This is a genomic window from Staphylococcus sp. HMSC065D05, from assembly GCF_001813195.1.
In the GTDB taxonomy this organism is placed as follows: domain Bacteria; phylum Bacillota; class Bacilli; order Staphylococcales; family Staphylococcaceae; genus Staphylococcus; species Staphylococcus epidermidis.
The window spans coordinates 15053-38219 of record NZ_KV811720.1 but is presented as its reverse complement, the minus strand read 5'-3'; the positions used below and the strand labels follow the sequence as shown (position 1 = coordinate 38219).

Sequence of the window (23167 nt, the reverse complement as noted above, 5' to 3'; positions counted from 1 at the left end):
CCATTTTGTTTAAATTTATTCAAAACACATTTGAATAGATTAAAAAAGATATTCATTAAAAGAAAATAGAATTGTAGGTTAGAAAAGTATATTCCTTTATTTATAAGTGATGGATGTACATTAACAAACGATATGAATGTATAAAATAAAACAAATAATAATAGCGTAGTTAGTAAAGATGAAATTTTACTATTGATTTTTTATCAATATGAGTGTTAAAATAATGTGGTCGCGCTTTTATAGCGCTCATTTCGTCACGAAATGTTTAAGAGTGGGAGGGCAAAACTAAGCCCTGTGACCACATCACGATATCAAGGAGGTGCACATCGTGGCTAAAAAAGTAGAAAAAGTAGTTAAATTGCAAATTCCTGCAGGTAAAGCGAATCCAGCACCACCAGTTGGTCCAGCATTAGGTCAAGCAGGTGTGAACATTATGGGATTCTGTAAAGAATTCAATGCTCGTACGCAAGAACAAGCAGGTTTAATCATTCCGGTAGAAATCAGTGTTTATGAAGACCGTTCATTTACATTCATTACAAAAACTCCGCCGGCTCCAGTACTACTTAAAAAAGCAGCTGGTGTTGAAAAAGGTTCTGGGGAACCTAATAAAACTAAAGTTGCAACAGTAACTAAAGATCAAGTACGCGAAATTGCTCAAACAAAAATGCAAGACTTAAATGCTGCAGACGAAGAAGCGGCAATGCGTATTATTGAAGGTACTGCACGTAGCATGGGTATCACTGTACAATAATAAAGCGAAACTTTTTAAATTAATTTGAAATAAACTTAATTTAGACGATAAAAAGCAGGTAACAGATAGGTATACAATGAATATTGTCTATTGGTTTGCTAACATTGCAAAGTAGTGATGTTAACGTTCATCTCTGTTATCTGCTCTTAACTTGCAAGGCGCAAGTGAATGTGGGAGGAAATTCCGCTAAAACCACTAAAGGAGGAACTATAAATGGCTAAAAAAGGTAAAAAGTATCAAGAAGCAGCTAGTAAAGTTGACCGCACTCAATACTATAGTGTTGAAGAAGCAATCAAATTAGCTAAAGAAACTAGCGTTGCTAATTTCGATGCTTCTGTTGAAGTTGCATTCCGTTTAGGAATTGATACACGTAAAAATGACCAACAAATCCGTGGTGCAGTAGTATTACCACACGGTACTGGTAAATCACAACGTGTACTCGTTTTCGCTAAAGGCGATAAAATCACTGAAGCTGAAGAAGCAGGTGCAGATTATGTAGGTGAAGCAGATTACGTACAAAAAATCCAACAAGGTTGGTTTGATTTCGACGTAGTTGTAGCTACACCTGACATGATGGGTGAAGTTGGTAAACTTGGTCGAGTATTAGGACCTAAAGGTTTAATGCCTAACCCTAAAACTGGCACTGTAACAATGGATGTTAAAAAAGCAGTTGAAGAAATCAAAGCTGGTAAGGTAGAATATCGTGCTGAAAAAGCAGGTATTGTACATGCGTCAATTGGTAAAGTGTCATTCGATGAAGAAAAATTAGTTGATAACTTCAGAACTTTACAAGATGTATTAGCGAAAGCTAAACCAGCTTCTGCTAAGGGTACTTACTTCAAATCTGTTGCTGTTACAACAACAATGGGTCCTGGAGTGAAAGTCGATACTTCATCTTTCAAACTATAAATTTTAAATAGAAAACAAATTACAGGCTAACTATCAATTTTAGTCTGTAATTTTTTGTTGACTTTTTATACTAAAGCAGTTATATTAATACTTGTGATTATTTTACCTAAGACAGTAGGAGTTATTAATAACTTAAAACAATATCCTACCGAGGCTAAAATTGACTTGAACGTGATGATTAATGATCTTTCAAGCACTTTTTGCCGTGGGTAGAAAGTGCTTTTTTTATTGTGATTAAAAAAAGCACCCAATAAATTTAAATGGAGGTGTCTGAATGTCTGCTATCATTGAAGCAAAAAAACAACAAGTCGATACTATCGCTGAACAACTTAAAAATTCAGTTTCAACAGTTATCGTTGACTACCGTGGTTTAACTGTAGCAGAAGTTACTGAATTACGTTCACAATTACGTGAAGCTGGTGTTGAGTATAAAGTATACAAAAACACTATGGTTCGTCGTGCTGCTGAACAAGCAGGTATCGAAGGCTTGGATGAATTCTTAACAGGTCCTACAGCAATCGCAACTTCTACTGAAGATGTTGTTGCACCAGCAAAAGTTATTGCGGGATTTGCAAAAGAACATGAAGCTTTAGAAGTTAAAACAGGCGTTATGGAAGGTAACGTTATCTCTGCTGAAGAAGTTAAAACAGTTGGTTCATTACCTTCACACGATGGTCTTGTATCTATGCTTTTATCTGTATTACAAGCACCTGTACGCAACTTCGCTTATGCAGTTAAAGCTGTTGGAGAACAAAAAGAAGAAAGCGCTGAATAATTGCGCATAAAAATTAAATTAATGGAGGAAATATAAAATGGCTAATCAAGAACAAATCATTGAAGCAATTAAAGAAATGTCAGTATTAGAATTAAACGATTTAGTAAAAGCAATTGAAGAAGAATTTGGTGTAACTGCAGCAGCTCCAGTAGCAGCAGCAGGTGCAGCTGGTGGCGGAGATGCTGCAGCTGAAAAAACTGAATTTGATGTTGAATTAACTTCAGCTGGATCTTCAAAAATTAAAGTTGTTAAAGCAGTTAAAGAAGCAACTGGCTTAGGATTAAAAGATGCTAAAGAATTAGTAGACGGAGCTCCTAAAGTAATTAAAGAAGCTATGCCTAAAGAAGATGCTGAAAAACTTAAAGAACAATTAGAAGAAGTTGGAGCTAGCGTAGAATTAAAATAGTTTCTACTTTCTAATTAAATAGTTAGGTTGAAAATGTATGTTTAACCTATTTAATATAGATTTCAATGCAAATGCAACCTGAATTCTTTGAGAAGTTAAAACCCCGTTATTCTAATAACGGGGTTTTTCAATTAATTAATACAAGCATACTAAATGCTTTTGGATTGAATGATAAAAATAGAGGTGAAGAAATGAGTCATTATTACGATGAGCAACCTGATGTTAAAAGTAACCCAAAAAGAATTAGTTATCAAATAAAAAATGTGCAACTAGAACTTACTACTGACGCTGGAGTGTTTTCAAAAGATAGTGTGGATTTTGGATCAGACTTACTAATTAAAACATTTTTAAAAGAACATCCTCCAGGTCCAAGTAAAACCATTGCGGATGTAGGATGTGGATATGGTCCTATCGGTTTAGCAATAGGAAAAGCATCTCCACACCATCAGATTACAATGTTGGATATTAACAATAGAGCCTTGGCGTTGGCAGAAATGAATAAGACGAAAAATCAAGTGGATAATGTAACGATTATGGAAAGTAATTGTTTATCTACTGTCAATCATCAGTGCTTTGATTACATTTTAACTAATCCCCCTATTAGAGCTGGTAAGGACATTGTTCATCGAATCTTTGAACAAGCGTTTGACAGACTCAAGACTACAGGTGAACTTTATGTCGTCATTCAAAAAAAGCAAGGTATGCCTTCAGCTAAAAAGAAAATAGAAGAACTATTTGGCAATGTAGAAATTATAGCTAAGAGTAAAGGATATTATATTTTGAAAAGTATAAAAGGTTGATTTCGAAATGGTATTCTGATATAGTTATAAAATGTAAAAATTTATGTTCAATAAGTGTGTACTTTTACGTAAAATGGATAAATTAATTAAGTGTAAATAGAAATCGAAAATGGTGTCATCATATGTGTTGCCGTTTTCTTTTTGTCTTTTATATTATTTATTATATTCAATTGAAAAGTAAGGGTGAACACACAATTTTTGAGGGGTGAATCTGTTTGGCAGGTCAAGTTGTCCAATATGGAAGACATCGTAAACGTAGAAATTACGCGAGAATTTCAGAAGTATTAGAATTACCAAACTTAATAGAAATTCAAACAAAATCTTATGATTGGTTCCTTAAAGAAGGTTTATTAGAAATGTTCAGAGATATTTCTCCAATTGAAGATTTCACTGGCAACCTATCTTTAGAATTTGTAGATTACAGATTAGGTGAACCTAAATATGATTTAGAAGAATCAAAAAACCGTGACGCTACTTATGCAGCACCTCTTCGTGTGAAAGTGCGTCTTATTATTAAAGAAACTGGTGAAGTTAAAGAACAAGAAGTCTTCATGGGTGATTTTCCACTGATGACAGATACAGGTACGTTCGTAATTAATGGTGCTGAACGTGTTATCGTATCTCAATTAGTTCGCTCACCATCCGTGTATTTTAACGAGAAAATCGATAAAAATGGACGTGAAAACTATGATGCAACAATCATTCCTAACCGTGGTGCTTGGTTAGAGTATGAGACAGATGCTAAAGATGTTGTATATGTTCGTATCGATAGAACACGTAAATTACCATTGACTGTATTACTACGTGCGCTAGGTTTCTCAACTGATCAAGAAATTGTTGACTTATTAGGAGACAGCGAGTATTTACGTAATACATTAGAAAAAGATGGGACAGAAAATACAGAACAAGCTTTATTAGAGATTTATGAACGTTTACGTCCTGGCGAACCACCAACAGTAGAAAATGCTAAAAGTTTATTATATTCTCGTTTCTTCGACCCTAAACGTTATGATTTAGCTAGTGTAGGTCGTTATAAAGCGAACAAAAAATTACACCTAAAACATCGTTTGTTCAATCAAAAATTAGCAGAGCCAATTGTTAACAGTGAAACTGGTGAAATTGTCGTTGACGAAGGAACAGTTTTAGATCGTCGTAAACTTGACGAAATCATGGACGTATTAGAAACAAACGCTAATAGCGAAGTATTTGAACTTGAAGGTAGCGTAATTGACGAACCTGTAGAAATCCAATCTATTAAAGTATATGTGCCTAACGATGAAGAAGGTCGTACGACTACTGTCATTGGTAATGCACTACCTGATTCTGAAGTTAAATGTATTACTCCAGCAGATATTGTTGCCTCAATGAGTTATTTCTTCAACTTATTGAATGGCATTGGTTATACAGATGATATTGATCATTTAGGTAATCGTCGTTTACGTTCTGTCGGTGAGCTATTACAAAATCAATTCCGTATCGGTTTATCAAGAATGGAACGTGTTGTTCGTGAAAGAATGTCAATACAAGATACAGATTCTATTACGCCACAACAACTGATTAATATCAGACCAGTTATTGCATCAATCAAAGAATTCTTTGGTAGTTCACAATTATCTCAATTCATGGACCAAGCTAACCCGTTAGCAGAGTTAACGCACAAACGTCGTTTATCTGCTTTAGGGCCTGGTGGATTAACACGTGAACGTGCTCAAATGGAAGTGCGTGACGTTCACTACTCTCACTATGGGCGTATGTGTCCAATTGAAACACCTGAGGGTCCTAATATTGGTTTAATAAACTCATTGTCAAGTTATGCTAGAGTGAATGAATTTGGTTTTATTGAAACGCCATATCGTAAAGTGGATTTAGATACAAACTCAATCACCGATCAAATAGATTATTTGACAGCTGATGAAGAGGATAGCTACGTTGTTGCACAGGCTAATTCTAGACTTGATGAAAATGGACGTTTCTTAGATGATGAAGTTGTTTGTCGTTTCCGTGGTAATAACACTGTTATGGCTAAAGAGAAAATGGATTACATGGACGTTTCACCAAAACAAGTTGTTTCAGCAGCAACAGCATGTATTCCATTCTTAGAAAATGACGACTCTAACCGTGCGTTAATGGGAGCAAACATGCAACGTCAAGCAGTGCCTTTAATGAATCCTGAAGCTCCATTTGTGGGTACAGGTATGGAACATGTAGCCGCAAGAGACTCTGGTGCTGCAATCACTGCTAAGCATAGAGGGCGCGTTGAACATGTTGAATCTAATGAAATTTTAGTTCGTCGTTTAGTTGAAGAAAATGGAACTGAGCATGAAGGTGAATTAGATCGTTATCCTTTAGCGAAATTCAAGCGTTCAAACTCTGGTACTTGTTATAACCAACGTCCGATTGTATCAATTGGTGATGTTGTTGAATATAATGAGATTTTAGCGGACGGTCCTTCAATGGAATTAGGAGAAATGGCATTAGGACGAAATGTAGTTGTTGGTTTCATGACATGGGACGGTTACAACTATGAGGATGCTGTAATTATGAGTGAACGACTAGTTAAAGATGATGTATATACATCTATTCATATTGAAGAGTATGAGTCAGAAGCTCGTGATACGAAATTAGGACCTGAGGAAATCACACGTGATATTCCAAACGTATCTGAAAGTGCACTTAAGAACTTAGATGATCGTGGTATCGTTTACGTTGGTGCAGAGGTTAAAGACGGTGACATCTTAGTAGGTAAAGTAACGCCTAAAGGTGTAACAGAATTAACAGCTGAAGAGAGATTATTACACGCTATCTTTGGTGAAAAAGCACGTGAGGTTCGTGATACATCATTACGTGTACCTCATGGTGCTGGCGGTATCGTTTTAGATGTTAAAGTCTTTAATCGTGAAGAAGGAGACGATACTTTATCTCCTGGAGTTAACCAATTAGTACGTGTATATATTGTCCAAAAACGTAAAATACATGTTGGTGACAAAATGTGTGGTCGTCACGGTAACAAAGGTGTTATTTCTAAGATTGTTCCAGAAGAAGATATGCCATATTTACCAGATGGTCGACCAATCGACATTATGTTAAACCCATTAGGTGTACCATCACGTATGAACATTGGACAAGTATTAGAATTACATTTAGGTATGGCAGCTAAAAACTTAGGAATCCACGTTGCTTCTCCAGTGTTTGATGGTGCCAACGATGATGACGTTTGGTCAACTATCGAAGAAGCTGGAATGGCGCGTGATGGTAAAACTGTCCTATACGATGGACGAACTGGTGAACCTTTCGATAATCGTATTTCAGTTGGTGTCATGTATATGCTTAAACTTGCACACATGGTAGATGATAAGTTACATGCACGTTCTACTGGACCATACTCACTTGTTACACAACAACCATTAGGTGGTAAAGCACAATTTGGTGGTCAACGTTTCGGTGAGATGGAGGTATGGGCACTTGAAGCTTATGGTGCTGCTTATACTTTACAAGAAATCTTAACTTATAAATCTGATGATACTGTAGGTCGTGTTAAAACTTACGAGTCTATAGTTAAAGGTGAGAATATTTCTAGACCTAGTGTTCCAGAATCATTCCGAGTATTGATGAAAGAACTACAAAGTTTAGGTCTAGATGTTAAAGTGATGGATGAGCATGATAATGAAATCGAAATGGCCGATGTTGATGACGAAGATGCAGCAGAACGCAAAGTAGATTTACAACAAAAGAGTGCTCCAGAATCACAAAAAGAAACTACCGATTAATAAGCACTTAAGATAACTGAAACCATAGAGGTATGAAATGCTAGTCATTTCAACCTCTTTAAGGTATTTAATTTCAATGAATGTAATCAATCAAATAGCACAGCTAATCTAAATTGAAGGAGGTAGGCTCCTTGATTGATGTAAATAATTTCCATTATATGAAAATAGGATTGGCTTCACCTGAAAAAATTCGCTCTTGGTCTTATGGTGAAGTTAAGAAACCTGAAACAATAAATTACCGTACACTTAAGCCTGAAAAAGATGGTCTATTCTGTGAAAGAATTTTCGGACCTACTAAAGATTGGGAATGTAGTTGTGGTAAGTACAAACGTGTACGCTACAAAGGTATGGTATGTGATAGATGTGGCGTTGAAGTAACGAAATCAAAAGTGCGTCGTGAAAGAATGGGTCATATTGAATTAGCAGCACCCGTATCTCACATTTGGTATTTCAAAGGAATTCCAAGTCGTATGGGGCTATTATTAGATATGTCTCCTAGAGCATTAGAAGAAGTAATATACTTCGCTTCATATGTTGTAGTTGATCCAGGACCAACTGGACTTGAAAAGAAAACATTATTATCTGAAGCTGAATTCAGAGAATATTATGACAAATACCCAAATCAATTTGTTGCCAAAATGGGTGCAGAAGGTATAAAAGACCTATTAGAAGAAATTGATTTAGATGAAGAATTAAAAGAGTTACGTGATGAGCTTGAATCTGCAACAGGTCAAAGATTAACACGTGCGATTAAACGTTTAGAGGTAGTTGAGTCATTTAGAAATTCTGGGAATAATCCTTCTTGGATGATTTTAGATGTATTACCTATTATACCACCTGAAATTCGTCCGATGGTTCAATTAGACGGTGGACGTTTCGCTACAAGTGATTTAAATGACTTGTATCGTCGTGTTATCAATCGTAACAACCGTTTAAAACGTTTATTAGACCTTGGAGCACCAGGCATCATTGTTCAAAATGAAAAACGTATGTTACAAGAAGCAGTCGATGCTTTAATTGACAATGGTCGTCGTGGTCGTCCTGTAACGGGACCAGGTAACCGTCCATTGAAATCTCTTTCACATATGCTTAAAGGTAAGCAAGGACGTTTCCGTCAAAACTTACTAGGTAAACGTGTTGACTATTCAGGGCGTTCAGTTATCGCAGTTGGACCAAGCTTGAAAATGTATCAATGTGGTTTACCAAAAGAAATGGCGCTTGAATTATTTAAACCATTCGTTATGAAAGAGTTAGTTCAACGTGAGATTGCTACAAACATTAAAAATGCTAAAAGTAAAATTGAACGTATGGACGATGAAGTTTGGGATGTGCTTGAAGATGTTATAACTGAACATCCAGTACTATTAAACCGTGCTCCAACACTACACAGACTAGGTATTCAGGCATTTGAACCTACTCTAGTAGAAGGTCGTGCAATTCGCCTTCACCCTCTTGTTACAACTGCTTATAATGCAGACTTTGATGGTGACCAAATGGCTGTTCACGTTCCATTATCAAAAGAAGCTCAAGCTGAAGCACGTATGCTTATGCTTGCAGCACAAAACATCCTAAACCCTAAAGATGGTAAGCCAGTTGTAACACCATCACAAGATATGGTTTTAGGTAACTATTACCTAACATTAGAGCGAAAAGATGCCGTGAATACTGGTGCAATCTTTAACGATACTAATGAGGTTTTAAAAGCTTATGCAAATGGTTATGTACATCTACACACTCGTATAGGTGTTCATGCTAATTCATTTAATAATCCAACGTTTACTGATGAGCAAAATAGCAAAATTTTAGCTACTTCAGTAGGTAAAATTATTTTCAATGAAATTATTCCTGATTCATTTGCATACATTAATGAACCAAGTCAAGCTAATCTAGAAAGAACGACACCTGATAAATACTTTGTTGATTCTACACAATTAGGTGAAGGTGGACTAAAAGAATACTTTGATAATACAGAACTTATTGAACCTTTCAACAAAAAGTTCTTAGGAAATATCATCGCAGAAGTATTCAATAGATTTAGCATTACTGATACTTCAATGATGCTTGATAGAATGAAAGATTTAGGATTCAAATTCTCATCTAAAGCTGGTATTACTGTTGGTGTTTCTGACATTGTTGTACTTCCAGATAAACAAGACATTTTAGATGAACATGAAAAATTAGTTGAACGTGTGACTAAACAGTATAATCGTGGTTTAATCACTGAAGACGAGCGTTACAATGCTGTTGTAGAAATTTGGACTGACGCAAAAGACCAAATTCAAGGCGAATTAATGCAGTCTCTTGAAAAAACTAACCCAATATTTATGATGAGTGATTCTGGTGCCCGTGGTAATGCATCAAACTTCACTCAATTAGCTGGTATGCGTGGATTAATGGCAGCACCATCTGGTAAGATTATTGAATTACCAATCACATCTTCATTCCGTGAAGGTTTAACGGTATTAGAATACTTTATTTCTACACACGGTGCGCGTAAAGGTCTTGCCGATACAGCACTTAAAACAGCTGATTCTGGTTACCTTACTCGTCGTCTTGTTGATGTAGCACAAGATGTTATCGTTCGTGAAGAAGATTGTGGTACAGACCGTGGTTTATTAGTTTCTGATATAAAAGAAGGAACTGAAATGATTGAACCATTTATCGAACGTATCGAAGGTCGTTATTCTAAAGAAACAATTCGACATCCTGAAACAGACGAAGTAATTATTCGCCCAGACGAATTAATTACACCAGATATTGCAAAACAAATCACTGATGCAGGTATTGAGCAAATGTATATACGCTCAGCATTTACATGTAACACACGTCATGGTGTATGTGAAAAATGTTATGGTAAAAACCTTGCTACTGGTGAAAAAGTTGAAGTGGGTGAAGCAGTTGGTACAATTGCCGCTCAATCTATCGGTGAACCAGGTACCCAACTTACAATGCGTACATTCCACACTGGTGGTGTAGCAGGAAGTGACATCACTCAAGGTCTTCCTCGTATCCAAGAAATCTTTGAGGCACGTAATCCAAAAGGTCAAGCTGTGATTACTGAAATCGAAGGTGTAATTGATGATATTAAATTAGCAAAAGATCGCCAACAAGAAATAATTGTTAAAGGTGCTAATGAAACTAGATCTTATCTAGCATCAGGTACTTCAAGACTTAAAGTTGAAATAGGTCAATCTGTTGAACGTGGTGAAGTTCTAACAGAAGGTTCAATTGAACCTAAAAACTATTTATCTGTAGCAGGCCTAAATGCAACTGAAAGTTACTTATTAAAAGAAGTACAAAAAGTTTACCGTATGCAAGGTGTTGAAATTGACGACAAACACGTTGAAGTTATGGTAAGACAAATGTTACGTAAAGTTCGCATCATTGAAGCTGGTGACACTAAATTATTACCAGGTTCACTAGTTGATATTCATAACTTTACTGACGCTAACAGAGATGCATTCAAACATCGTAAACGTCCAGCTACAGCTAAACCAGTATTACTTGGTATTACTAAAGCTTCTCTGGAAACTGAAAGCTTCTTATCAGCAGCTTCATTCCAAGAAACAACACGTGTGCTTACTGATGCAGCTATTAAAGGTAAACGTGATGATTTACTTGGTCTTAAAGAGAATGTTATTATTGGTAAGTTAATTCCTGCTGGTACTGGTATGAGACGTTATAGTGATATTCAATACGATAAAGCTACTGCACCAGTAACAGAAACAAGTGAAGAAGTTGAAACGATAGATTAATGAGTCTAATTAGACTTTGATTTATGACATTATCACAAATCATACATTAGACCGAAAATTATGAACCATAAAATTCTAGTACAGAGATTTTCAGACGAAAATATTTGTGCTAGAGATATCATTCAAGAGTGGGACGATGCGTTTAGCTTAATTTATGTCCCACTCTCTTCTTTTTGCTATAAATTATAGATGTTGTAATAATTACTATGAAATTTTGAAGTGCTTTGTATTTTATTTATAAATGCAAATATAAGTTGTTGACTATTAGTAACAAATAATGTTAATATATTAAAGGTTGATGCAAGCAGAACTTTGGAGGATATGTAGATGTCTAATGAAAAAGTTGCACGCTTTAACAAACAACAATATGTAGTTGGTCTTAAAGAAACGCTTAAAGCGTTAAAGAAAGATCAAGTTACATCATTGATTATTGCTCAAGACGTTGAAGTTCATTTACTAACTCGCGTGTTAAGCTATATCAATCATAAAAACATACCAGTCTCATTTTTTTCTAGCCAACATGCGTTAGGAAAATATGTAGGTATTAATGTTAATGCGACAATAGTTGCATTAATAAGTGAGAATTAGTAAGTGTTTTACTTACTAAATTTTATTTAACCTTAAAATGAACCACCTGGATGTGTGGGATTAAAAAACGAAGAGAGGAGGACATATTCAATGCCAACTATTAACCAATTAGTACGTAAACCAAGAAAAAGCAAAACGAAACAATCAGATTCACCAGCTTTAAACAGAGGTTTCAATAGTAAAAAGAAACAATTTACTAACTTAAACTCACCTCAAAAACGTGGTGTATGTACTCGTGTAGGTACAATGACACCTAAAAAACCTAACTCTGCGTTACGTAAATATGCACGTGTGCGTTTATCAAATAACATTGAAGTTAACGCATACATTCCTGGTATCGGACACAACTTACAAGAACACAGTGTTGTACTTGTTCGTGGTGGACGAGTGAAAGACTTACCTGGTGTGCGTTACCATATCGTACGTGGTGCACTTGATACTTCAGGTGTTGATGGACGTAGACAAGGACGTTCATTATACGGAACTAAAAAACCAAAAAATTAAGTTTAAGATTACGTAAATTTTAAATATATCTTTTAATAATATACTATAATAGGAAGGGAGGATTTAGATTATGCCTCGTAAAGGATCAGTACCTAAAAGAGATGTATTACCAGATCCAATTCATAACTCTAAGTTAGTTACTAAATTAATTAACAAAATTATGTTAGACGGTAAACGTGGAACAGCTCAAAGAATTCTTTATTCTGCATTTGATCTTGTTGAACAACGTAGTGGTCGTGATGCATTAGAAGTGTTCGAAGAAGCAATTAATAATATTATGCCAGTATTAGAAGTTAAAGCTCGTCGTGTAGGTGGTTCTAACTACCAAGTACCAGTTGAGGTGCGCCCAGAACGTCGTACTACTCTTGGATTACGTTGGTTAGTAAACTATGCGCGTCTTCGTGGTGAAAAAACTATGGAAGATCGTTTAGCTAACGAAATCTTAGATGCTGCAAATAATACAGGTGGTGCAGTCAAAAAACGTGAAGACACTCACAAAATGGCTGAAGCGAACAAAGCATTTGCTCACTACCGCTGGTAAGATTAAAGCTATTACCCTGAGTGTGTTCCGTTACGTGGTTTACCAATAAATGGCTCATGCTTAGGGCATCGCCATATCTATAGTACTTATTCAGTAAATACTGGAAGGAGAAAAAATACATGGCAAGAGACTTTTCTTTGAAAAATACTCGTAATATCGGTATCATGGCTCACATTGATGCTGGTAAGACAACTACGACTGAACGTATTCTTTACTACACAGGTCGTATCCATAAAATTGGTGAAACACATGAAGGTGCTTCACAAATGGACTGGATGGAACAAGAGCAAGACCGTGGTATTACTATCACATCTGCGGCTACAACTGCACAATGGCAAGGTCACCGTGTAAACATCATCGATACTCCTGGACACGTAGACTTCACAGTTGAAGTTGAACGTTCATTACGTGTACTTGATGGTGCCGTTACTGTACTTGATGCACAATCAGGGGTAGAACCTCAAACTGAAACAGTTTGGCGTCAAGCAACAACTTATGGTGTACCTCGTATTGTTTTTGTAAACAAAATGGACAAATTAGGTGCGAACTTTGAATATTCAGTAAGCACTTTACATGATCGTTTACAAGCAAATGCAGCACCTATCCAATTACCTATTGGTGCAGAAGATGAATTTGAAGCAATCATTGACTTAGTAGAAATGAAATGCTTTAAATATACAAACGACCTAGGTACAGAAATCGATGAAATCGAAATCCCAGAAGATCATAAAGAGAGAGCTGAAGAAGCTCGTGCTCAATTAATTGAAGCTGTTGCTGAAAACAACGACGATTTAATGGAGAAATATCTTGGGGATGAAGAGATTTCAGTTGATGAATTAAAAGATGCTATCCGCCAAGCTACTACTGACGTAGAATTCTACCCAGTACTTTGTGGTACAGCGTTCAAAAACAAAGGTGTTCAATTAATGCTTAACGCAGTAATTGATTATTTACCTTCACCATTAGATGTTAAACCAATTATTGGTCATCGTGCGAACAACCCTGATGAAGAAGTTGTTGCTAAACCAGATGATTCAGCAGAATTTGCTGCTTTAGCATTTAAAGTTATGACTGACCCTTATGTTGGTAAATTAACATTCTTCCGTGTATACTCTGGAACATTGTCTTCAGGGTCATATGTGAAGAACTCTTCTAAAGATAAACGTGAACGTGTTGGACGTTTATTACAAATGCATGCGAACTCACGTCAAGAAATTGACACTGTTTACTCAGGTGAAATTGCAGCTGCAGTTGGCCTTAAAGAAACAGGTACTGGTGATACTTTATGTGGAGAGAAAAATGACATTATCTTGGAATCAATGGAATTCCCAGAACCAGTTATCCACTTATCAGTTGAACCAAAATCTAAAGCTGACCAAGATAAAATGACTCAAGCTTTAGTTAAATTACAAGAAGAAGACCCAACATTCCATGCACACACAGATGAAGAAACTGGACAAGTTATCATCGGTGGTATGGGTGAATTACACTTAGATATTTTAGTTGACCGTATGAAGAAAGAATTCAACGTTGAATGTAACGTAGGTGCTCCAATGGTTTCTTATCGTGAAACATTTAAACAACCTGCACAAGTTCAAGGTAAATTCTCACGTCAATCTGGTGGTCGTGGTCAATATGGTGATGTTCACATTGAATTCACTCCTAACGAAACAGGTGGCGGTTTCGAATTCGAAAACGCTATTGTTGGTGGTGTAGTTCCTCGTGAATACATTCCATCAGTTGAACAAGGTCTTAAAGATGCTATGGAAAATGGTGTCTTAGCTGGTTATCCATTAATTGATGTTAAAGCTAAATTATTTGATGGTTCTTATCATGATGTCGATTCATCTGAAATGGCCTTCAAAATTGCTGCTTCATTAGCGCTTAAAGAAGCTGCTAAAAAATGTGATCCAGTTATCTTAGAACCAATGATGAAAGTTACTATCGAAATGCCTGAAGAGTATATGGGTGATATCATGGGTGACGTAACTGCTCGTCGTGGACGTGTAGACGGTATGGAACCACGTGGTAATGCTCAAGTTGTTAACGCATATGTACCACTTTCAGAAATGTTTGGTTATGCAACTTCATTACGTTCTAACACGCAAGGTCGCGGTACTTACACAATGTACTTTGACCACTATGCAGAAGTTCCTAAATCAATTGCTGAAGAAATCATCAAGAAAAATAAAGGTGAATAATATAACTTGTTAAGACTAGCTAAGCTAGGTTAAAATACAGGTTGAGCTTATTTATAAGCTGACATTTTTATGATTTGATTTTTAGGGGTAAATGCATTATAAAAGAATTATAAATTCTTTTATGCTATACTCAATCAATTTTCTTCTCATGATGGTGAGAAACTATCATGAGAGATAAATTTGAAATAACTTTTATTAAGAATAGGAGAGATTTAATAATGGCAAAAGAAAAATTTGATCGCTCAAAAGAACATGCCAATATTGGTACTATCGGTCACGTTGACCATGGTAAAACAACTTTAACAGCTGCTATCGCAACTGTATTAGCTAAAAATGGTGACACTGTTGCACAATCATACGATATGATTGACAACGCTCCAGAAGAAAAAGAACGTGGTATTACAATCAATACTGCACATATCGAATACCAAACTGACAAACGTCACTATGCTCACGTTGACTGCCCAGGACACGCTGACTATGTTAAAAACATGATCACTGGTGCAGCTCAAATGGACGGCGGTATCTTAGTTGTATCTGCTGCTGACGGTCCAATGCCACAAACTCGTGAACACATCTTATTATCACGTAACGTTGGTGTACCAGCATTAGTTGTATTCTTAAACAAAGTTGACATGGTAGACGACGAAGAATTATTAGAATTAGTTGAAATGGAAGTTCGTGACTTATTAAGCGAATATGACTTCCCAGGTGACGATGTACCTGTAATCGCTGGTTCTGCATTAAAAGCATTAGAAGGCGATGCTGAATACGAACAAAAAATCTTAGACTTAATGCAAGCAGTTGATGATTACATTCCAACTCCAGAACGTGATTCTGACAAACCATTCATGATGCCAGTTGAGGACGTATTCTCAATCACTGGTCGTGGTACTGTTGCTACAGGCCGTGTTGAACGTGGTCAAATCAAAGTTGGTGAAGAAGTTGAAATCATCGGTATGCATGAAACTTCTAAAACAACTGTTACTGGTGTAGAAATGTTCCGTAAGTTATTAGACTACGCTGAAGCTGGTGACAACATCGGTGCTTTATTACGTGGTGTTGCACGTGAAGACGTACAACGTGGTCAAGTATTAGCTGCTCCTGGTTCTATTACACCACACACAAAATTCAAAGCTGAAGTATACGTATTATCTAAAGATGAAGGTGGACGTCACACTCCATTCTTCACTAACTATCGCCCACAATTCTATTTCCGTACTACTGACGTAACTGGTGTTGTAAACTTACCAGAAGGTACAGAAATGGTTATGCCTGGCGACAACGTTGAAATGACAGTTGAATTAATCGCTCCAATCGCTATCGAAGACGGAACTCGTTTCTCAATTCGTGAAGGTGGACGTACTGTTGGATCAGGCGTTGTAACTGAAATCTTTGAATAATATATTATTCATCAAAAAAGACTCCCATTAGGGAGTCTTTTTTGTTATATATCTGAATATAATTCATTCATTGTTCATTATGCTATTTTATTTAAATGATTTAATATACTTAGTTATCCTCTTATTAAAAAACATTTTCAATTTCTAATATTTTTAAAAATTCACTGGCTGCATATTTTAATGAAGATTCATCAATGTCAAAATGAGGATTATGATGGGGTGCAGTAATGCCTTTGTCTTTATTACCACAACCAGTTAAGAAGAATGCACCAGGTCGTACTTTAAGATAATGTGAAAAATCCTCACCAATCATCATTAAGTTTGACTCATTAAATCTTAAATGTAAATCATTAGCAGCTTGTTTGACTACATCATATGATTGTTGATGATTGTGTACTGGTAAATAACCTTTAATGTATTCCAATTCATAAGTAATATCGTTTGATAAAGATAAACCTTGTAAGAGCTTATCCATTTTATTTTGAACATGACTTTGTAATTTTGTGTCAAAAGTACGTACAGTCCCTTTACAAAAAGCTGTATCTGGAATAACACTATCTGTTGATCCTGCTTGAATCATTCCGAAAGTAAGAACAGCTTCCTTTACTGGATCAATTGTTCGAGAAATAATTTTTTGGGCACTTAAAATAAACTCAGCCATAATGACAATAGGGTCGATTGTTTCGTGTGGTTTCGCACCATGACCACCCTTTCCATATATAGTTACACTAAATTCATCTGGTGAAGCCATTATTGCTCCAGGCCTAGAATAGATTGTCCCAGACGGATAACCACTCCATAAGTGTGTGCCATAAATTTTATCGACGTTCTGTAGACAGCCATCATCAATCATTTCTTGAGAACCACCTGGCATAATTTCCTCACCATACTGGAATATAAAAACAACATTACCTTTCAATAAATGACGATGTTCGTGAACAATTTCAGCTACTCCAAGTAAAATAGCTGTATGGCCATCATGTCCACAAGCATGCATGCACCCTTTATTTTTTGAACGATAGGGTACATCATTTAATTCTTGAACAGGTAATGCATCGAAATCTGCTCGCAATGCAATCGTTGGGCCATTTGAATCAGATCCTTTAAAAGTTGCTTTTATTCCATTACGTCCAACTGGTGTTTCTATTGTGCATGCTAATTGGCTCAATTGATTTACAATAAAATCATGCGTGCGTTTTTCCTCAAAAGAAAGTTCTGGGTATTGATGCAAATATCGTCGTAATTGCACCATTCTCTTTTCTTTATTACTTGCTAATTGAAACCAATCAAACACATGTATCACTTCTTCCATCTTAATTATTGATATTAGTATATCATTATTATTTTAGCTTAAATAGACTTTGTTTTGTTAATACGATATCTAATATTTTTTCACACTATCTCATAACATTTGGAAACATTAAAATGATTAAATATAAAGGGATAGCCCTCATAAAAATACAACACAAATCATAAAACCACACCTAAAATTAATAAGAATAAATCATCCATAAAGTTTTTGTTATCAACTGTTACAATAAAAGATAATGTTTATGTAAAAGTATTCAAAAATATGTAGAATACTAAAATACTAAGAAGTGATGTGAATTAGTCGTATTTCTAAGAATTTAATTGGTATGAGACATTTTAATATAATATGAACATCTTGCTAAAGGAATATTAGAATTAGTAATTATAGCTTATTAGGAGTGGGAAAAATTAAAAAGTAAGAAAATTATGATGAGACAGTTTGTTATAATTTTTGATGTTCATACTTAGTCACATTAAAATAGAGTTATCAATAATATAAGATATGGGGTATTTAAGTGGAAGAAATCAGACCAATAACCTATCAAGATAAAGAGGCATACTATTATTATATTCAAGAGTGGTATGAAAATGAGGAAAAAGTGATACCAGGGAATACAGACATTGTCAATTATAATTCATTTAACAATATGGTTGATCGGCTTAATTCTAGTGAAGTTGATGAGGGCTTTGTACCGACTACAACACTATTTTATTTTAAAGATTCAATTATTATAGGTGCTGTTGATATCAGACATCAATTAAATGATAAACTATCAAATATTGGTGGTCATGTGGGATACGGTGTAGCTAAATCTTATAGAGGGAAAGGTTACGCTACTATCCTTCTAGAAAAGGCTTTAGATGAACTTAAGACATTAAATGTAGAGGTCGTACTTATGACATGTAATCCACTTAATTTTGCTTCTCAAACAGTGATGAAGAAATGTGGTGGATATCAAATTGAATCCTATATTAAAAAAAATGGTAAACCTGTTCATCGATATCATATACCTAATACAAAATAATCATGATTATTAAGAAGATATTGTGATAAAGCTAAATATATGATTTTTAATTTTTAAAATGATTAGAAAAATAGAACTTTTTAAAGTCAATATTATTTGAGATGGGAGCTTAGACTTTTAAGTTTATTTATAGCAAAAGAATTTTAATAGAGAATTATGATTTAACAACATCTTGTTATATTACACTTTGTGAAAAAGTTAATCATCTAAATAATCCTATTATAATATATTAAACGCGTAGGAGGATTCATAATAATGAAATATATAGATGAGCAAACACAAGCTCAATTATTAAACATGAATGAAGTCATTTTAGAAGTAGAAAAAGCTTTGCAAGCTTTTTCAGAGAATAAGACGATAACACCATTAAGATATGTTTTGCCATTTAATGAGCAAAATCGTTATTTAGTGATGCCAGCATTATCCGATGAATTAAATATCGTTGGACTTAAAACAGTCTCATTTGCACCTGAAAATTCAAAAAAAGAGAAAGCGACTATTACTGGATCGGTTATTTTAAGTGACTATGAAACAGGAGAAACATTGTCTATATTAGATGGTGGTTTTCTTACTAAAGTAAGAACAGGTGCAATTTCAGGTGTAGCTACTAAATATCTAGCAAAAGAAAACGCTAAAACACTTAGTGTAATAGGGGCAGGTGTACAAGCTGAAGGTCTGATTGAAGCGATACTTGCTGTTAGGGATATTGAAAACATTCACATCGCTAGTAGAACGTTTGAAAAAGCAGAAAATTTTGCTCAAAATATACGAAATCGATTTAATATTAAAGTGAGTGTATTTAAATCGGCAGATGAAGCGATAGACAGTGCAGATATTGTAGTTACAGCAACAAATGCAAGTCAGCCCGTTTATACCCATTCTTTACATCCAGGCGTGCATTTAAATGCAGTCGGATCCTTTAAACCAGATATGCAAGAAATACCTTCAGAAACAATGCTTGTTGCTAATAAAATTGTTGTTGAATCTATGGAAGCAGCTTTAGAAGAAACAGGTGATTTAAAAATTCCTCAATCAGAAGGAATATTAACTAAAAATATGCTACATAGTGAATTAGGCGACATTATTTCTGGTGAAAAAGTGGGTCGCGAAACTGAAGAAGAAGTGACAGTCTTTAAATCGGTCGGTCTAGCAATTGTGGATATCATTGTGGCACAATATTTTTATAAAAAATTAATACAATCTTAGGTTAAATCAATGTTAGTGAAAATAGAGCAGGTAGATTCGTAACTGCTCTATTTATTTTTTATCTGACGATAGGGCAATTACTTTTATCTAAGATTGATGTTTATAATTAGTTATACATTTGAACAATGCAACTACAAATAACATGATAAAAATAATTAAACTGATACTTGATAATAGCAAAGGTGCAACTTGATGTTTATAAATAAGTACATTGATATCTACAATTATAAAAATAACGAAAATAATCATAGATATAATTAAATTTGATTGATGACGTATGTATGAGCTTCTTTTCATCTACAATACAAATCCTCTCTATCATTCAATTCTTTTAGTATGTATTTTATCGTATGTTACTAACAAAGTTCAAATCCACCTTTTTAGTCGTCAGTCACTGTACCCTCAGACAAACGTCAGACTAACGCACGCGTGACTTTACAAATAAAGGACATATTTTATAAAGAAATTACCGTCATATTATTATATTTTATTTAAGTAAAAGGATTGTTCATTCTACAAAGGCTGTGTTTTATATTTTAATATAAGGAGATTAGTTTATGAAAAAAATAATAATCACTGGAGCACTCGGTCAAATTGGTACTGAATTAGTTATTAAGTGTAGAGAAAGATATGGAACTGAAAATGTATTAGCTACTGATATAAGAAAGCCAGAACCACACTCTCCAGTTAAAGACGGTCCTTTTGAAATCTTAGATGTTACAGATAGAAATCGTTTATTTGAAACAGTGAGATATTTCGATGCCGATACACTTATGCATATGGCCGCACTGCTTTCTGCTACAGCGGAAAAGAAACCACTAGTTGCCTGGGATTTGAATATGGGGGGACTTATAAATACACTCGAAGCAGCAAGAAGGTATCAATTAAAATTTTTTACGCCAAGTTCAATAGGAGCTTTTGGTATTTCGACACCTAAAGTAAATACACCTCAATTAACAATACAACAACCAACGACTATGTATGGTATAAACAAAGTAACTGGGGAATTATTATGTCAGTATTATTATGTCAAATTTGGAGTGGATACACGTAGCGTTAGATTTCCTGGGTTAATTTCACATGTTAAAGAACCTGGCGGTGGCACAACGGATTATGCAGTTGATATGTATTTTAAGGCAGTTAAAAAAGGACATTATACAAGCTATATTAATCGTTACACTTATATGGATATGATGTACATGGAAGACGCTATTGATGCGATTATCAAATTAATGGAAGAAGACAGTGTTAAATTAAAAACAAGAAATGGCTATAACTTAAGTGCAATGAGTATTGAACCTGAAATGTTAAAACAAGCTATACAAGTATACTATCCAGATTTTACCTTAGACTATGACATTGATTTAGAGCGTCAAGATATTGCATTAAGTTGGCCAGATAGTATAGATACGAGCTGTGCTGAGGATGAGTGGGGATTTGATCCTAAATATGATTTACCAACTATGACTAAAGTGATGTTAGAGGCAATTGAGAAAAAACAAAAAGAATGCTGAGCCTATACGTACTTTTTAAAGTATATAGCTATCTTTTAAAACTTTAATAAAAGATACTACTTCAAAATATTGAATGACAAGAGAAGTTCGAATCAGTTTGTCGAGTAACTACATTGCACAAATTGTCCGATTTATATATCCCCTCATACAGATATTTTTTTAGATTCAAATGGTCAAAGTGAATGATAGGATATAGGGTAAAGAAAACTCTATCTTAGTTCCAAGTTTACTTTTAAAGAAGCTCATTTTCGATTAGAACACAAATTTAATTACCGAAAAAATAAGTGTTGATAATAACATAACTTGTAACTTAATAAATGTAGTGTTTTACTTATACTGTATACATAATAAAGTGAATATCTATTTTGAATATTTAGAAAATTCATTGAATAGTAGAATCACGATTGATATAATTTAGTGTATCTATTTAATTGGAATTATATTAGGAGGCAACAGTCATGTCAGAAAAAATAAAATTCGAAAAAAGAGAGTCTTTAAAAGAAAAGCCTGATACAGCAAACTTGGGATTTGGACAATATTTCACAGACTATATGCTAAGTGTTGATTATGACGCTGATCAAGGATGGCATGATATGAAGATTGTGCCGTACGCACCATTTGAAATTTCACCAGCAGCGCAAGGGTTACATTATGGGCAAGCAGTTTTTGAAGGCCTTAAAGCTTATAAACATAATGGCGAAGTTGTATTATTCCGTCCAGACCAAAATTTCAAACGTATTAATAATTCTTTAGCACGTTTAGAAATGCCAGAAGTTGATGAAGCAGCATTATTAGAAGGATTAAAGCAGCTTATCGATGTTGAACGAGATTGGGTACCTGAAGGCGAAGGTCAGTCGTTATATATTCGTCCTTTTGTATTTGCTACTGAAGGTATTTTGGGTGTACGTTCTTCACATCAATATAAATTACTAATTATTTTATCTCCGTCAGGGGCTTATTATGGTGGTGACACATTAAAGTCAACTAAAATTTATGTCGAAGATGAATATGTACGTGCAGTACGTGGAGGTGTAGGTTTCGCTAAAGTTGCAGGTAACTATGCAGCTAGCTTACTTGCACAAACAAACGCTAATAAATTAGGTTATGACCAAGTATTATGGCTTGATGGTGTTGAACAAAAATATGTTGAAGAAGTTGGTAGTATGAATATTTTCTTCGTAGAAAATGGCAAAGTAGTTACGCCAGCATTAAACGGTAGTATCTTGCCTGGTATTACTAGAAAGTCAATTATTCAATTAGCTGAAGATTTAGGTTATGAAGTTGAAGAGAGAAGAGTTTCTATAGAAGAGCTGTTTAACGCATATGATAAAGGTGAACTTACAGAAGTATTTGGTTCAGGTACAGCAGCTGTTATCTCTCCTGTAGGTACACTTCGCTATGAAGATAGAGAAATTGTTATTAATAACAATGAACCTGGTAAAATCACTCAAAAATTATATGACACATATACTGGTATTCAAAGTGGCAAATTGGAAGATAAATACGGATGGAGAGTAGAAGTTCCTAAGTATTAACAATAGAGTTTTCAATTATTTATTAAATAGCATCTATAGTATATTTATTATTTGGCAGATTGATTTTTTAAATTTCGATCTGCTTTTTTAAAATCCGTTTATATAAAAATATTTTTTAATTAATTAATCACTTCATATTTTTGTTGTGTGTGGTAAAATACAATTGATATAAAATG

The 23167-nt window shown here is 34.7% G+C and carries 18 protein-coding genes and 1 other annotated feature; of the genes, 16 read left to right on the top strand and 2 right to left on the bottom strand.

Annotated features, from left to right (window positions below; translation table 11 throughout):
• The first annotated feature begins 328 nt into the window (after positions 1-328).
• The 12 genes from rplK (at position 329) to tuf (ending at position 16400) form a co-directional block, all read left to right on the top strand.
• On the top strand, positions 329-751 hold the full coding sequence (gene rplK, locus HMPREF2897_RS00825) for a 50S ribosomal protein L11 (protein WP_001832298.1): 423 nt from the start codon (positions 329-331) through the stop codon (positions 749-751).
• A 213-nt stretch (positions 752-964) separates the two neighbouring features.
• Positions 965-1660: a 50S ribosomal protein L1 gene (gene rplA, locus HMPREF2897_RS00820; protein ID WP_001832314.1), complete on the top strand. Its 696-nt coding sequence runs from the start codon at positions 965-967 to the stop codon at positions 1658-1660.
• A gap of 87 nt (positions 1661-1747) precedes the next feature.
• Positions 1748-1895: a sequence feature (ribosomal protein L10 leader region), on the top strand.
• A 39-nt stretch (positions 1896-1934) separates the two neighbouring features.
• On the top strand, positions 1935-2435 hold the full coding sequence (gene rplJ, locus HMPREF2897_RS00815) for a 50S ribosomal protein L10 (RefSeq protein ID WP_001832306.1): 501 nt from the start codon (positions 1935-1937) through the stop codon (positions 2433-2435).
• A gap of 37 nt (positions 2436-2472) precedes the next feature.
• The gene (rplL, locus tag HMPREF2897_RS00810) at positions 2473-2841 is read left to right on the top strand and encodes a 50S ribosomal protein L7/L12 (protein WP_001832283.1); all 369 of its coding nucleotides are present in this window, start codon (positions 2473-2475) and stop codon (positions 2839-2841) included.
• 191 nt (positions 2842-3032) lie between these two features.
• Positions 3033-3641, top strand: a complete 609-nt coding sequence (locus tag HMPREF2897_RS00805) for a class I SAM-dependent methyltransferase (RefSeq protein WP_038813071.1) — start codon at positions 3033-3035, stop codon at positions 3639-3641.
• A 215-nt stretch (positions 3642-3856) separates the two neighbouring features.
• On the top strand, positions 3857-7408 hold the full coding sequence (rpoB, locus tag HMPREF2897_RS00800) for a DNA-directed RNA polymerase subunit beta (RefSeq protein ID WP_001833083.1): 3552 nt from the start codon (positions 3857-3859) through the stop codon (positions 7406-7408).
• 158 nt (positions 7409-7566) lie between these two features.
• Positions 7567-11163, top strand: a complete 3597-nt coding sequence (rpoC, locus tag HMPREF2897_RS00795; RefSeq protein ID WP_162484264.1) for a DNA-directed RNA polymerase subunit beta' — start codon at positions 7567-7569, stop codon at positions 11161-11163.
• Between the two features lie 327 nt (positions 11164-11490).
• Positions 11491-11751, top strand: a complete 261-nt coding sequence (locus HMPREF2897_RS00790) for a ribosomal L7Ae/L30e/S12e/Gadd45 family protein (protein WP_002475490.1) — start codon at positions 11491-11493, stop codon at positions 11749-11751.
• Between the two features lie 90 nt (positions 11752-11841).
• The gene (rpsL, locus tag HMPREF2897_RS00785; protein ID WP_001833079.1) at positions 11842-12255 is read left to right on the top strand and encodes a 30S ribosomal protein S12; all 414 of its coding nucleotides are present in this window, start codon (positions 11842-11844) and stop codon (positions 12253-12255) included.
• A gap of 70 nt (positions 12256-12325) precedes the next feature.
• On the top strand, positions 12326-12796 hold the full coding sequence (rpsG, locus tag HMPREF2897_RS00780; protein ID WP_001137495.1) for a 30S ribosomal protein S7: 471 nt from the start codon (positions 12326-12328) through the stop codon (positions 12794-12796).
• A gap of 119 nt (positions 12797-12915) precedes the next feature.
• Entirely contained in the window at positions 12916-14997 is a 2082-nt protein-coding gene (gene fusA / locus HMPREF2897_RS00775) for an elongation factor G (protein WP_001832287.1), read from the top strand.
• A 218-nt stretch (positions 14998-15215) separates the two neighbouring features.
• Positions 15216-16400 (top strand): elongation factor Tu, encoded by a 1185-nt coding sequence (gene tuf / locus HMPREF2897_RS00770; RefSeq protein ID WP_001832289.1) that lies wholly within the window; start codon positions 15216-15218, stop codon positions 16398-16400.
• Between the two features lie 124 nt (positions 16401-16524).
• On the opposite strand, the gene HMPREF2897_RS00765 is transcribed toward tuf, so the two are convergent.
• Entirely contained in the window at positions 16525-17694 is a 1170-nt protein-coding gene (locus HMPREF2897_RS00765) for a M20 family metallopeptidase (protein WP_038813062.1), read from the bottom strand.
• A gap of 532 nt (positions 17695-18226) precedes the next feature.
• On the opposite strand from HMPREF2897_RS00765, the gene HMPREF2897_RS00760 reads away from it, so the two are divergent.
• The gene (locus tag HMPREF2897_RS00760; protein ID WP_002475526.1) at positions 18227-18736 is read left to right on the top strand and encodes a GNAT family N-acetyltransferase; all 510 of its coding nucleotides are present in this window, start codon (positions 18227-18229) and stop codon (positions 18734-18736) included.
• A 255-nt stretch (positions 18737-18991) separates the two neighbouring features.
• Positions 18992-19942: an ornithine cyclodeaminase family protein gene (locus HMPREF2897_RS00755; RefSeq protein ID WP_002475595.1), complete on the top strand. Its 951-nt coding sequence runs from the start codon at positions 18992-18994 to the stop codon at positions 19940-19942.
• An 87-nt stretch (positions 19943-20029) separates the two neighbouring features.
• On the opposite strand, the gene HMPREF2897_RS00750 is transcribed toward HMPREF2897_RS00755, so the two are convergent.
• A complete protein-coding gene (locus HMPREF2897_RS00750; protein ID WP_002475516.1) occupies positions 20030-20239 on the bottom strand; it encodes a hypothetical protein in 210 nt (69 codons plus the stop codon).
• Positions 20240-20499: 260 nt separating this feature from the next.
• On the opposite strand from HMPREF2897_RS00750, the gene HMPREF2897_RS00745 reads away from it, so the two are divergent.
• Together HMPREF2897_RS00745 and HMPREF2897_RS00740 are read left to right on the top strand one after the other, a co-directional pair.
• Positions 20500-21456, top strand: coding sequence for an NAD-dependent epimerase/dehydratase family protein (locus tag HMPREF2897_RS00745; RefSeq protein WP_002496960.1), 957 nt, complete (start codon positions 20500-20502; stop codon positions 21454-21456).
• 458 nt (positions 21457-21914) lie between these two features.
• Positions 21915-22991 (top strand): branched-chain amino acid aminotransferase, encoded by a 1077-nt coding sequence (locus tag HMPREF2897_RS00740; protein WP_002458636.1) that lies wholly within the window; start codon positions 21915-21917, stop codon positions 22989-22991.
• Positions 22992-23167: the final 176 nt, after the last annotated feature.